This window comes from Streptomyces sp. HUAS MS02, assembly GCF_055702265.1.
Map to the genome: position 1 here is coordinate 1,423,837 of NZ_CM146747.1, position 12,857 is coordinate 1,436,693.

Here is a 12,857-nt window from a genome sequence, read left to right on the forward strand (position 1 = left end):
GATCCAGACGGCGCGCCCGACGCGAACAGCACAGACAGCGCGCAGAGCCCGGACGGCACGCACGGCCCGGACAGCACTGGCGGCACGGCCACCACGCACAGCCTGAGCGGCACGCACAGCCCCAGCCCCACGCACAGCACAGCCGACGCGCACAACATCGGCGGCACGCACAGCCCGCACCCCGTGAACGGCACGCGCAGTCCCGGTCGTACGGTCGGTGCGGACGGTGGCCCCCGCGTCCCCCGAACCCCCGGCGGCACCCCGCTGGACTCGCCCGCTCTCGTCGACGTCGCGCCCACCGTGCTGGACCGGCTCGGTGTCCGTGTCGACCCCGGCTGGGGTCTGCCGGGCCGGGTGCTGCCCCGGCCGGCCGCATCCCCCTCCTCCCCCTCCCTTACGCCACCCCCGACTCCGGAACGGTCATGACCGACGCTCTCTTCGCCCTGCGCCCCTGGAACTGCCCCGAGGTGACCTCCTGGAGGCGGCTGCCCATGAACGCCGTGGACCGGCGTGCGGGGGCCGTGTCGCTCGACGGCCTGTGGCGGTTCCAGCTGCTGCCGTCGCCCGAGCGGGAACCGGGGCCCGCCTGGTCCTGGGCCGAACTCCCGGGTTCCTGGACCCTGGACGCGGCGGAGGATCCGCCGCGGTACACCAACGTCCGGATGCCGTGGGCCCAGTTCCCGCCGGACTCCCCGCCCGAGAACCCGACCGGCGTGTACGAGCGGGAGGTCGAGATACCCGCCGAGTGGGCCGGCCGCCGGATCGTGCTGCACGTCGGCGCAGCCGAGAGCGTGCTGCTGGTCCAGGTGGACGGACGGCCCGCCGGTGTCTCCAAGGACTCCCATCTGGCCGCCGAGTTCGACCTCTCCGAGCTGGTCCGCCCCGGTCACCGGGCCACCGTTCGGCTCACGGTGGTGAAGTGGTCGGACGCCTCGCACATCGAGGACCAGGACCAGTGGTGGCTGGGCGGCATCACCCGCCCGGTGCTGCTCTACGCCACCGATCCGCTGCATCTCGCGGACGTGACCGTACGGGCCCGCCGCGACGGGGAGCTCCGGGTGGACTGCCGGGTGCGCTCCACGGCGGGCACGGCGACGGGCGCGCTGCCCGCCGGGTGGTACGTCAGCGGCGAGCTGGTCGGCCCGGAGCTGGACGGCCTGGCGCTGGCCCAGGACCGCGAGTTCGACCGGCTCAACGCGGAGGACGAGCGGGTCTCCGACTTCCTCGGCGAGGCCCGGCTGGGCACGGTCGTCCCCGACGTGCGGACCTGGAACGCCGAGACCCCCGAGCTGTACGGCCTCACCGTCCGGCTGCACCGCGCCGACGGCACGGTGGCCGACACCTCGCACCACCGGGTCGGCTTCCGCGACGTGGAGATCCGGGGCCGGGACCTGCTGGTGAACGGCGAGCGGGTCTACATCCGGGGCGTGAACCGGCACGACTTCCACCCGCTGACCGGGCGGACGGTGTCGCAGGAGGACATGCGCGCGGACCTGCTGACGCTGAAGCGGTTCGGCTTCAACGCGATCCGCACCTCCCACTATCCGGGCGACCCGGCCCTGTACGACCTCACGGACGAGCTGGGCTTCTACGTGGTGGACGAGGCGGACATCGAGTCGCACGACCACGCCCACGAGATCGCCGACGACCCGCGCTATCTGAACGCCTTCGTCGACCGTGTCTCCCGCATGGTCCTGCGGGACAAGAACCATCCGTCGGTGATCGTCTGGTCGCTGGGCAACGAGTCCGACTACGGGGCGAACCACGACGCGGCGGCGGGCTGGCTGCGGCGCCACGATCCGACCCGGCCGGTGCAGTACGAGGGCGCGGCGAAGCTGGACTGGGCGGCCACCGACGACGCCTCCGACATCGCCTGTCCGATGTACGCGTCCATCGAGGACTGCGTGGCGCACGCGCTGTCGGGCGAGCAGACCAGGCCGCTGATCCAGTGCGAGTACTCGCACGCCATGGGCAACAGCAACGGCACCCTCGCCGACACGTGGGCCGCCATCGAGGCGACCCCGGGTCTTCAGGGCGGGTTCATCTGGGAGTTCTGGGACCACGGCATCCTCCAGCGTGTGAACGACGGACGACCGGCCGGGCGTGGGGGCGCCGGGCTGTACGAGAAGGGGGTCGCGGGCCCCGGTCTGCGCTGGGCCTACGGCGGCGACTTCGGCGAGACGATCCACGACGGCGCGTTCATCGCCGACGGGGTCGTGTTTCCCGACCGCACGCCCAAGCCGGTGATGTTCGAGCACCGGGAGATCGCCGCCCCGGTGCGGCTGTCGGTGGAGGGCGAGGGCACCTGGCGAGTGCTGCGGGTGCACAACCGGCAGCACTTCCGCGATCTGTCGTGGCTGGCAGCCGAGTGGGAGTTCGCGGCGGCCGACGGCGGCAGCTGGACGGTCCCGGCCCAGCTGCCCGCCGTACCGCCCGGCGGTTCGGCCGTCATCGACCGGCCCGAGGTGGCGGGCGGCGCCGGCGAGATCTGGCTGACCCTGCGGGTGACGACGGCCGGCGACGAGCCCTGGGCGCCGCGCGGCACCGAGGTGTGCAGCCCGCAGCTCCAGTGGTACGCGGCCGAGGAGGGCGAGCCGGTGGTGGGCGCCGAGGAGGACCTCGGGCACATCCCGCCGCCGGAGACGGACCCGGACGGGCTGCTGCTGCACCCGCTGCTCGCCTCCCCTCCGGCCCTGAGCCTGTGGCGGGCCCCCACCGACAACGACGTCCTCGGCGGCATGGCCGAGCGCTGGCGCGAACTGGGCCTGGACCGCATGGAGCGCGAGCCGGTCGCCGTGGAGCGCAAGGGGGCGTCCGTGCGGGTCCGCTCCCGTTGGTCGACGGGGGCCGGACAGGTCGAGCACGAGCAGGTGTTCACCGCGCTCGTGGACGGCCGGGTGCTCGTCGAGGAGACGGCCGTCCTCCCCGAGGAGCTGACGGACGTGGCCCGGGTCGGCACGGTGTTCGAGACGGTCGAGGGCCTCGACAGCCTGGCCTGGTACGGGCAGGGCCCCTGGGAGAGCTACCCGGACCGGGCCGCCGGGGCGCCCGTCGGCCACCACGCGGCCCCCGTGGACGCGCTGTTCACCCCGTATCTGCGGCCGCAGGAGAGCGGGGGCCGGTACGGTGTACGGCACTTCACGCTCTCCGGGGGCGACCACGTCCTGGCGGTTCGGCTGGACGGCCCCCGGCAGGTGTCGGTCACCCGGCACCGCGCGGCGGACCTGACGGCCGTGGCGCACCACGACGAGTTGGTGCCCCGGCCCGGCTGTGTGGTCCACATCGACGCGGCGCACCGGGGGTTGGGCACCGCGTCGTGCGGTCCCGACACCTCGCCGCCGTACCTCGTTCCCCCGGGTGTCCACCGCTGGTCGTGGACGCTGCGGGCGCTCTGAACCACGAACCTCTTACGGAGTCACTGTGTGCACCTCGCACGAACCGGGGCAGGAGTCTGCCCAGGCCCGCTCGGGCAGACGTAACTTCCTGCGGGCGACGGCCCTGCTGGGCGCCGCGGCGACGGTCTCGCTGCCCGTCGTGGCGCAGGCGGTGCCCGCGCGCTGGAAGCCCGATCGCACGAGCCGTCGCTTCACGCTCGCCGTCATGCCCGACACGCAGTACCTGTTCGACGGGCCGAGCATCGACAAGGCTCCCGTCGAGGCGTCCCTGCGGTACCTCCTGGAGCACGGTGCGCAGGAGAACCTCGTGTTCCTGTCCCACCTCGGGGACCTCACCCAGAACGGCACGGCGCGGGAGACCGAGGCGATCGGCGAGGCCTTCCGGCTCCTCGACCGGCGGGGCGTCGGCTACAGCGTCCTCGCGGGCAACCACGACGTGCGCTCCTCCACCGACGACCAGCGGGGCCCGACCCCGTACCTGGACGAGTTCGGACCCGACCGCTTCGCGGGCCGGCCGACCTTCGGGGGCGCCTCCCCGGACGGCTACAACTCCTTCCACCTCTTCGAGGCGGGCGGGCGGCAGTGGATGGTGCTCGCGCTGGACTGGCGGCTCTCCGCGAAGGGCTTCGCCTGGGCCAAGGACGTCCTGGCCCGCCACCCGAGGACTCCGGTCGTCCTCACCACGCACGAGCTGGTCGACGGCGACGACTCCCTCTCGTCGTACGGGCAGCGGCTGTGGGACCAGCTGATCAAGGACCACGACCAGATCTTCCTCACCCTCAACGGGCACTACTGGCCGGCGGCGCGCGCGACCCGCAGAAACACCGCTGACAACGATGTCCATCTCCACCTCACGAACTACCAGAACCGGTACTTCGGCGGCGCGGCGATGATCCGTCTCTACCGCTTCGACCTCGACCGGAACACCATCGACGTGGAGACGATCTCCCCGTGGATCCTTGGCCGGGCGGCCAAGGGGCTCAACGAGCTGGAGCGGCAGGAGAGCGAACTCTCCGGCGACGCCGACCGGTTCACGGTCGAGATCGACTTCGAGAAGCGGTTCGCCGGTTTCGCGCCGGTGCCCGCGCGGGCCTCGCGTCCGGTGTCGAGGATGCTGATACCCGGCACGGTCGCCTACTGGCGGTTCGACGGGCAGCAGGACGGGGCCGAGGTCGGCGGCACCGTCCCGGACCGCTCCGGGCGCGGCAACGACCTGACCCTCGTGACCGTCGGCGGCGGCACCCTCACCTGGTCCGCCGACCACCACCCGGACCAGCCCGGCCACGGCAGCCTGGAGTTCCACGGGGGCAAGCCCCCGCTGACGGGCGCGTATCTGCGGACGGTCGACGGGGCACCCCTGAACTCGGCCACGTTCAGGGACGGTTACACCATCGAGGCGTTCTACCGGCTACCCGCCGACTGGGACCCCTCGCGCCACGCGTGGGCCGGCATCCTCGGCCGCACCGGCACGGGCGGCGCGGCGGGCAAGGCCGCCGACGACCCGGACGAGCCGCTCGCCACGCTGTCGCTGTCGAACGACCGGGAGCCGCAGTGGGCGGTGCGCCCGCTCAACCAGCAGGGCATCGCCACCAACTGGGGTCAGGAGACCCCACTGGAGACGTGGTGGCACCTCGCCGTCGTCAACGACGGCCGGCACACCACGCTCTACGTCCAGGGCTGCCCGGTGGTGCGCAACCCGAAGGCCGTCGCCGTCGGGCTCACCTCGGTCGGACTGCCCTGGATCCTCGGCGGCTACGAGTACGCCGGGAAGATCGACCAGATCCTGCACGGACGCCTCGGTGACGTCCGCGTCGTCGAACGGGCGCTGCCCGTCAAGTCGTTCATGAACCACTGAGACGCGAAGGAACCACAGATCATGTCCGACCTCTCCGGCACCCCCGAGCAGCAACTGCCCGCCTGGGCCGATCCGTCCGTCTCCCCCGCCGACCTCGACGCGCAGGGCGTGTCACGGCGTGGACTCCTGCGCGGCGCGGGCCTGTTCGGTGCCGCCTTCGCGATGGGTGCCACGGGCTCGCTGACGGCTCCCGCCTCCGCCGCCTCCCGCCCCTACGGGGGTGAGGACCCGCGGCTCGCCTACCTCGTCGGCGACCACCACATCCACACCGTCTACAGCCACGACGCCAAGTACACGTTCTCCCAGCTGGCCTCGGCGGGCGCGAAGTACGGCCTCGACTGGATGGTGTTCACCGAGCACTCCAACTTCGGGCACGCCGACTTCGGTGCCGCGCTGGAGCACGAGGAGATCCTGCGGGCCCGCGCCGAGAACCCCCGCCAGCTGATCTTCCAGGGCCTGGAGTGGTACATCCCGGCCGCCGAGCACTGCACGGTCTTCACCACCCCCGGGCGGCACGAGGTCGACCTGCTCACCCGCTTCGAGAGCGCGTACGACGGCAAGCTGCTGGGCTACACGGACGGGTCCGTGGGCGGCGCGGACACCGCTCGCAACGAGGCGCACGCCGTCAAGGCGATCAAGTGGCTGGCCCAGCAGCGCCGTTCGGGCTACGTCGACGATGTGCTGGTCCTCGCCAACCACCCCATGCGCCTGGGCATCGACTCCCCGCACGAGATGCGCAACTGGCGCGACGCGGCCCCGGAGATCATGATCGGCATGGAGGGCGCGCCCGGCGCCCAGGGCGCGGCGATCCCCGGCTGGCGCGGAACGAACTCGATCCGCGGGGAGTACGAGAACAAGCCCTCCGCCCAGTCCTGGCCCGGCTATCCGGCGGAGGCGTACCTCACGTACGGCGGTTTCGACTGGTCGACGGCGACCGTGGGCGGACTCTGGGACGCGATGCTGGCCGAGGGCAGGCTGTTCTCGATCACCACCAACTCCGACGCCCACCGGATCGTCTTCGACACCTGGAAGAACGGCGACTGGCCGGCGGGGCGGAACTTCGACAACACCGGCAAGCTGCCCGACCCGGTGAACACCGACACCCCGCAGCCCGGCAGCGACTTCTGGCCCGGCCAGTTCAGCCGCACCCACGTCGGTGTCACCCGCTACGGGTACCGCTCGGTGATGGCGGGTCTGCGCGCGGGCCGTGTCTGGGTCGACCACGGCCATCTCCTCGACGGCCTCGACGTCCGGGTCAAGCGCGACCGTGACCACGGCCGGGGCGTCACCCTGGGCGGGCGGCTGCGTGTCCGCAGGGGCGAGAGGCTCACCCTGAACGTGACCGTGACGACCGCGTCCCGCGCCAACCCGCACGGGATGCTGCCGGAGTTGGCCCACGTCGACGTCGTCCGGGGCGCGGTGCGCGGGCCGGTGACCGACCGGGACGCGTGGCGGGCCCCCGACACGAAGGTCGTCCACACCAAGGACGTGAGCGGCCGTAGGGGCACGTACACCCTGCGCGTCCCGGTCACGGCGGGCGACGAGTCGTTCTACCTGCGCCTGCGCGGCAGCGACGGCAAGCGCAACGGTGCGGGCTACCTGGGCGCGGCGGTCGACCCGCACGGCCCGGTCCCCCACGAGCCGGGTGACGGCGACCCGTGGGAGGACACGTGGTTCTACTCGAACCCGGTGTTCGTGGACGTGATCGGGTGACCGGTCAGGCGTAGAAGCGCGACAGGCTCTGCAGGACGGCGGCGGGCTTCCCGCCGCCGTCGATCTCTATCGCGCCGTCCACCGTGATCTGGACGCCGCCCGGGACGTCCTCGACCGAGGTGAGCTTGGCGACCAGCCGGATGCGCGATCCGACCTTCACCGGCGAGGGGAAACGCACCTTGTTCAGGCCGTAGTTGACCTTGGTGGTGACTCCCTGGACGTCCAGGAGCTCGGTGAACAGCGGGATGAAGAGGGAGAGGGTGAGGTAACCGTGGGCGATGGGCGCCCCGAACGGGCCCTCCTTCGCCCTCTCCTCGTCGACGTGGATCCACTGGTGGTCCCCCGTCGCGTCGGCGAACGTGTTGATCCGCTCCTGGGTGACCTCGATCCACTCGCTGGTGCCGAGGTCGCTGCCGGCGAGCTTCTTGAGCTCGTCGATGCCGTTCACGGTGATGCTCATAGGACGTTCCTTACTGGGAGTCGGTGCCGTAGCGCTTGCGCACCCGGGCCTTGAGGAGCTTTCCGGAGGCGGTGCGGGGCAGTTCGTCCGCGACCACCACCGACTTCGGGATCTTGTACTTGGCCAGCCGCCCGGCGAGCGACGCCAGCACCTCGTCGGCGTCGAGCGAGACGCCCTCACGGGGCACGACCACGGCGCGCGGCACCTCGCCCCACTTGTCGTCGGGTACGCCGATCACCGCGCACTCGACGATGTCGGGGTGGGCGAGGAGCTGGTCCTCGATCTCGGCGGGGTAGATGTTCTCGCCCCCGGAGATGATCATGTCCTTGATGCGGTCGACGATGAAGACGTAGCCGTCCTCGTCGACGCGGGCCGCGTCCCCGCTGCGGAACCACCCGTCGGCGAAGACCGCGGCGGTCTCCTCGGGCAGCCCCCAGTAGCCGGGCATGACGTGGGGTCCGCGGACCACCACCTCGCCGGGCTCGTCGACGTCGACCGGGGTCATGTCGGGGCGGACGACCCGTACGTCGCTGAAGAAGTGCGGTACGCCCGCCGACCCGGCCTTGCTCACGGCGTGCTCGGCGTCGAGGAAGAGCGTGCCGGGGGCGGCCTCCGTCATGCCGTAGCCCTGGAGGAAGGTGAGCCCGCGCTCCTGGAACCTGGCGATGAGCGGGGTCGGTACCGGGGAGCCGCCGCAGGAGAGCATCCTCAGCGACGACAGGTCGGCGTCGGCCCAGCGGGGGTGCCGGGCGATCTGGTCGAACATGGTCGGCACGCCGAACATGAAGGTGATCCGGTGCCGTTCGATCAGGTCGAAGGTGGTCTCCGGCACGAAGGACTCGACCAGGACGCAGGTGCCGCCCTTGAGCAGCACGGGCAGGGTGAGCATGTTCAGCCCGGCCGTGTGGAACAACGGGGCGGACACCAGGGCGCGTTCGTCGGTGATGACGTCCTGGTCGACGAGCACGTTGACGGCGTTCCAGATGATGTTGCCGTGGGTGAGCATCGCGCCCTTGGGGCGGCCCGTGGTGCCCGAGGTGTACATGATGATGCAGGTGTCGTCGGCGGCGACGGGCTGGTCGATGGGGTCGGTCTCGGCCCCGGCGAGCAGCGCCTCGTACTCGGTGCCGATCTCCACGAACGTCCGTACGTCGGTCCCGCCGCCCGGCAGTCCGGCGACGAGTGCGGTGAACCCGGCGCCGTACACCAGCGCCCTGGCCCCGGAGTCCGCCAGCTGGTAGGCGATCTCGGGGCCCGCGAGGCGGGTGTTGAGCGGGACGAAGACCGCGCCGAGGGTGCCCGCGGCGAACAGCGTCTCCAGGTACGAGGGGTGGTTGGGCCCCAGGTAGGCGATGCGGTCGCCGCGGCGTACGCCGGCGGCGCGCAGGGCGTGGGCGAGGCGCGTGGTGCGCTCGTGCAGTTCCCCGTAGGTGAGGCTCGTGTCGCCGTGGATCAGCGCGGTGCGCTGCGGGGTCTTGCGGGCCCGGCGGGCGGGCCACGACCCCAGTCCCTCATTGCGCATGTGTGTACCCCTGTCCGTCGTCGCACATGGGGAGGTCCATCTGTGTCCTCTACGGTTTGGTCAGGCCGAGCAGTCGGGCGGCGTTCTCCTTGAGGATCTTCGGCCTGACCTCGTCCTTGATCGACAGCTTCTCGAAGTCGGCGAGCCAGCGGTCGGGGGTGAGGACGGGGTAGTCGGAGCCGAAGAGCACCTTGTCCTTGAGCAGGGTGTTCGCGTACTGCACCAGCTGCGGCGGGAAGTACTTCGGCGACCAGCCGGACAGGTCGATGTGCACGCCCGGCTTGTGCGTGGCGACCGCCAGGGCCTCGTCCTGCCAGGGGAAGGACGGGTGCGCCAGAATGATCTTGAGGTGTGGGAAGTCGGCGGCCACGTCGTCCACGTGCAGCGGGTTGGAGTACTTCAGCCGGATGCCTCCGCCGCCGGGGACGCCGGCGCCGATGCCCGTCTGGCCGGTGTGGAAGAGGGCGATGGTGCCCGTCTCCTCGATGACCTCGTACAGGTCGTACGCCACCGCGCGGTCGTTGGGGAAAAAGCCCTGGATGCTGGGGTGGAACTTGAAGCCCTTCACCCCGTACTCCTCGACCAGCCGGCGGGCCTGCTTCACGCCGGCCTTGCCGCGGAAGGGGTCGATGGAGGCGAAGGGGATCAGGACGTCCGCGTTGGCGGCGGCCGCCTCGGCGACCTCCTCGTTGGGAACGGGCTCGGTGCCGGTCGCGGACTCGGCGTCCACCGTGAAGATCACGGCTGCCATCTTCCGCTCGCGGTAGTAGGCGGCCGTCTCCTCCAGGGTGGGCTTCCGCTTGCCCTCGACCTTGAAGTAGGCGGAGGAGGCGTCGTGCAGGTCGTCGTCCAGCGACGACGTGCCCTTCTTCGAGGACACCTCGGCGTGGGTGTGGACGTCGATGGCGACGAGGTCGTCCACGTTCATGGCGGGGTCGGCGGGGCTCATCACGCCTCCGGGATCTTCGGGGCGGGGATGCCCACGGTCTGCGGCTCGGCGCCCAGCGAGGTCGGCCACACGTCGGCGAGGGCCTCGGGGGTCCAGCCGCCGTCCGCGTACGCCGTCTTGATCTCCTGCGGGTGCGACCAGAGTGCCACCTTGTCGCCGCCGATGCCGATGGCCTGGCCGGTGACCCCGCGTGCCGCCTCGGAGGCGAGGAAGGGGACCAGGGCCGCGCAGTCCTCGGGGGTGCCGAAGCCCTCGCCCTTGCGCAGGAAGTCCGGGAACGGCGTGCCCTCGCGCAGGGCGGCCACGTACGGGGCGAAGACCGGGATGGTCTCGGTCATCGCGGTGGCGGCGACCGGGACGATCGCGTTGACCGTGATGTTCGCGCGGCCCAGCTCCATCGCCCAGGTGCGGGCGAAGGCGGCGATGCCGGCCTTGGCGGCGGCGTAGTTGGTCTGGCCGAAGTTGCCGCGCTGGCCGGCCGGGGAGCCGACGAGGATCAGGGAGCCGCCCTCGCCCTGCTCGCGCATGCGGATCGCGGCGGCGCGGGCGCAGGTGAAGGTGCCCTTGAGGTGGGTGGTGATCACCGCGTCGAAGTCGTCGTCCGACATCTTCCACAGCACCTTGTCGCGGAGGATGCCCGCGTTGGTGACCAGGATGTCGAGCCGTCCGAACTCCTCCACGGCGCGGCCCACCAGCCGGTCTGCGGCCTCGGTCGTGCCGACCGCGACGACCTCGGCGACGGCCTTGCCGCCCGCCTCGGTGATGGACTTCACGGCCGCCTCGGCCACGGCCTCGTCGATGTCGTTGACGACGACGGAGGCGCCGGCGGCGGCGAGGGCCTGCGCGTAGGCCAGGCCGAGGCCACGGCCACTGCCCGTGACGACGGCGACCTTGCCGGTGAGATCGATGCTGGGCACGAGGGGTCCCTTCGAGTGGCGGAGCGGCTTCGAGGTCGAAGTGCGGCACCGCGATGCCGAGGTGTGCTGTCGAAATCGAAGTTAAGAGCAATAGTTGTTGACGTCAATAGTTGTTGTTCCCCGGTCGTTGCGTCATGCTGGAGCGGTACGTACGCGCAGCCCCGACCGGGGCGCAGGCCTGATCCCCGCACGACAGGCCCTGGACCAGGGAGCTCGCCATCACCCGCCAGCAGACGCAGGACGCCGCCTCGATCGACGCGCACGAGCCGTGGATGCGCGGGCTGCACGCGGACACCGGCTATCTGCTGTACCGGCTGGGGCTCAGGTCCGGTCAGCTGTTCAACTCCTCCCTCCAGGAGTCCGGCCTCAGGCTGCGGCACTACGCGCTGCTGCGCTTCCTGGCCACCTCCCCGGGCGCGCTCCAGCGCGAGCTGAGCGCCTCGCTCGGCTACGACCCGAGCGCGATCGTCGGACTGGTGGACGACCTGGAGAAACTGGGCTTCGCCGAGCGGCGCCCCTCCCCCGACGACCGCCGCAGCCGGATCGTCGTGCTCACCGAGGACGGCCGGTCCTTCCTCCGTGACACCGACGAGGCCGGACAGCGCGTCTCCGACGACCTGGTGGAGCCCCTCGACGCCGCCGAGCGCGCGACGCTCCACGCACTGCTGCAGAAGATCGCCGAGGCCGGACTGGGGTGACACCATGCCGATGACCACCGGCGCGCTCCCGCCGCCGGGATCCGCGCCCCGGCAGCCCGCGCCGGGAAGCCTCCCGGCGGGGGCCGCCCGTTCCGCTCCCGAACGGCTGCTCGCCGTGCTGGCCGCCTTCGACCACGACCACCCGGCACTCTCGCTGACCGACATCAGCCGCCGGGCCGGGCTGACCCTCACCACGGCCCACCGGCTGGTGGGCGCGCTCACCGAGTGGGGCGCCCTGGAGCGGGACGCCTGCGGGATCTACCACGTGGGGCTCCGCCTCTGGGAACTCGCGGCGCTCGCCCCGCGCGGGCTCGCGCTGCGCCAGATCGCGCTGCCGTACCTGGAGGACCTGTACGAGGCGACGCACGAGAACGTCCAGCTCGCGGTCCGCGACGGGGACGAGGTCGTCTACATCGAGTGGCTCTCCGGACGCTCCGCCGTCGGCGTCCACATCCGGGTCGGCGCCCGCTGGCCCCTGCACGCCACGGGCGTGGGTCTGGCGCTCCTCGCGTACGGCGACGCGGACTCCCAGGACACCTACTGCGAGGGGCCGTTGGCCTCCTTCACGCCGCACACCATCACGGACGCGTCCCGGTTGCGCCGCGTGCTCGCCGAGGTACGGCGCACCGGCGTGGCGGTGAGCAGCCGTCAGGTCACCGAGGACGCGCTGTCGGTGGCCGCCCCCGTGCGCGGACCGGGCGGAGCCGTCGTCGCCGCCGTCTCGGTCGTCGTGCCCCAGGCCGGCGCCCAGGTCCCGGTGCTGACGCCCGCCGTGCGGGTGGCGGCACGCGGTATCTCCCGCGCCCTGGGCTGGCAGCCGGACGAACCCCGCCGGGGTTCACTGATCCCGGGCCGGGGCTCCGCCCCCGCCTGACCGGCAGGCGCGCCGACCGTCGCCGGGCCGGGTCCGGTCCCGTGGGGGCATGGAATGGCGCCAGGGCCCCTTCCACCGGGTCCTGGCGGCACTGCCGGTGACCTTTCCGCCGACGACGGTGGTCACGCGGCCCCCTCACCCCAGGCCGGCCACCCCCGACCGCCCCCAGGACCCGAACGGCACCCCCGGCCCTGCGGCAGCCGTGCCGAGGCCGTACACCCGCCAGTCGTTCGGCGGGTTCCGGCCGTAGGAGCCGAGTTCGTCGTAGCCGAGTTCGTCGTAGCCGGGGTCGCCGGCGAGGACGACCCCGAAATCGGGGCGCCGCGCCGGGGCGCGGGCCGCGGACACAGCCGGCGCGGACAGCCGGCGCGGACGGCCGGCGCGGACGGCCGACTCGTCCCGGGCGCGGGTTCGGTGCCCCCGGCCCAGTGCCCCTCCTGGACGACGCAGCCGGCTGCCGCCCCGGTCACGCCG

At 72.2% G+C, this 12,857-nt stretch carries 10 protein-coding genes; 5 read left to right on the plus strand and 5 right to left on the minus strand.

From position 1 onward, the window contains the following. Positions 1-422: 422 nt before the first annotated feature. The 3 genes from ACZ9QC_RS06180 to ACZ9QC_RS06190 are packed head-to-tail and all read left to right on the plus strand — an operon-like array spanning position 423 to position 6,963. Complete coding sequence (locus ACZ9QC_RS06180) at positions 423-3,395, plus strand: glycoside hydrolase family 2 TIM barrel-domain containing protein (RefSeq protein WP_472919189.1); 2,973 nt, start codon at positions 423-425, stop codon at positions 3,393-3,395. A gap of 25 nt (positions 3,396-3,420) precedes the next feature. After that, on the plus strand, positions 3,421-5,250 hold the full coding sequence (locus ACZ9QC_RS06185; RefSeq protein ID WP_472919190.1) for a LamG-like jellyroll fold domain-containing protein: 1,830 nt from the start codon (positions 3,421-3,423) through the stop codon (positions 5,248-5,250). A gap of 21 nt (positions 5,251-5,271) precedes the next feature. Next, a complete protein-coding gene (locus ACZ9QC_RS06190) occupies positions 5,272-6,963 on the plus strand; it encodes a PHP domain-containing protein (protein ID WP_472919191.1) in 1,692 nt (563 codons plus the stop codon). A gap of 4 nt (positions 6,964-6,967) precedes the next feature. Here ACZ9QC_RS06190 and ACZ9QC_RS06195 read toward each other — a convergent pair whose 3' ends face one another. From ACZ9QC_RS06195 to ACZ9QC_RS06210, 4 genes are read right to left on the minus strand one after another with little or no spacing between them, the layout of a single operon-like run. Next, the gene (locus ACZ9QC_RS06195) at positions 6,968-7,423 is read right to left on the minus strand and encodes a MaoC family dehydratase (protein ID WP_472919192.1); all 456 of its coding nucleotides are present in this window, start codon (positions 7,421-7,423) and stop codon (positions 6,968-6,970) included. 10 nt (positions 7,424-7,433) lie between these two features. Then, entirely contained in the window at positions 7,434-8,945 is a 1,512-nt protein-coding gene (menE, locus tag ACZ9QC_RS06200) for an o-succinylbenzoate--CoA ligase (protein WP_472919193.1), read from the minus strand. 49 nt (positions 8,946-8,994) lie between these two features. Further along, complete coding sequence (locus ACZ9QC_RS06205) at positions 8,995-9,873, minus strand: amidohydrolase family protein (RefSeq protein ID WP_472921611.1); 879 nt, start codon at positions 9,871-9,873, stop codon at positions 8,995-8,997. Positions 9,874-9,893: 20 nt separating this feature from the next. Beyond that, complete coding sequence (locus tag ACZ9QC_RS06210) at positions 9,894-10,811, minus strand: SDR family NAD(P)-dependent oxidoreductase (RefSeq protein ID WP_472919194.1); 918 nt, start codon at positions 10,809-10,811, stop codon at positions 9,894-9,896. Positions 10,812-11,083: 272 nt separating this feature from the next. Here ACZ9QC_RS06210 and ACZ9QC_RS06215 point away from each other — a divergent pair, with 272 nt between their 5' ends. Both ACZ9QC_RS06215 and ACZ9QC_RS06220 read left to right on the plus strand, forming a co-directional pair. After that, positions 11,084-11,509: a MarR family winged helix-turn-helix transcriptional regulator gene (locus ACZ9QC_RS06215; protein WP_472919195.1), complete on the plus strand. Its 426-nt coding sequence runs from the start codon at positions 11,084-11,086 to the stop codon at positions 11,507-11,509. 4 nt (positions 11,510-11,513) lie between these two features. Beyond that, a complete protein-coding gene (locus tag ACZ9QC_RS06220) occupies positions 11,514-12,383 on the plus strand; it encodes an IclR family transcriptional regulator (protein WP_472919196.1) in 870 nt (289 codons plus the stop codon). A 135-nt stretch (positions 12,384-12,518) separates the two neighbouring features. Here ACZ9QC_RS06220 and ACZ9QC_RS06225 read toward each other — a convergent pair whose 3' ends face one another. Further along, a complete protein-coding gene (locus tag ACZ9QC_RS06225; protein WP_472919197.1) occupies positions 12,519-12,731 on the minus strand; it encodes a hypothetical protein in 213 nt (70 codons plus the stop codon). Positions 12,732-12,857: the final 126 nt, after the last annotated feature.

Coding starts and splice junctions, on each gene's coding strand:
- ACZ9QC_RS06180 (WP_472919189.1), top strand. CDS start 423: ATGACCGACGCTCTCTTCGCCCTGCGCCCCTGGAACTGCCCCGAGGTG.
- ACZ9QC_RS06190 (WP_472919191.1), top strand. CDS start 5,272: ATGTCCGACCTCTCCGGCACCCCCGAGCAGCAACTGCCCGCCTGGGCC.
- ACZ9QC_RS06195 (WP_472919192.1), bottom strand. CDS start 7,423: ATGAGCATCACCGTGAACGGCATCGACGAGCTCAAGAAGCTCGCCGGC.
- menE (WP_472919193.1), bottom strand. CDS start 8,945: ATGCGCAATGAGGGACTGGGGTCGTGGCCCGCCCGCCGGGCCCGCAAG.
- ACZ9QC_RS06205 (WP_472921611.1), bottom strand. CDS start 9,873: ATGAACGTGGACGACCTCGTCGCCATCGACGTCCACACCCACGCCGAG.
- ACZ9QC_RS06215 (WP_472919195.1), top strand. CDS start 11,084: ATGCGCGGGCTGCACGCGGACACCGGCTATCTGCTGTACCGGCTGGGG.
- ACZ9QC_RS06220 (WP_472919196.1), top strand. CDS start 11,514: ATGCCGATGACCACCGGCGCGCTCCCGCCGCCGGGATCCGCGCCCCGG.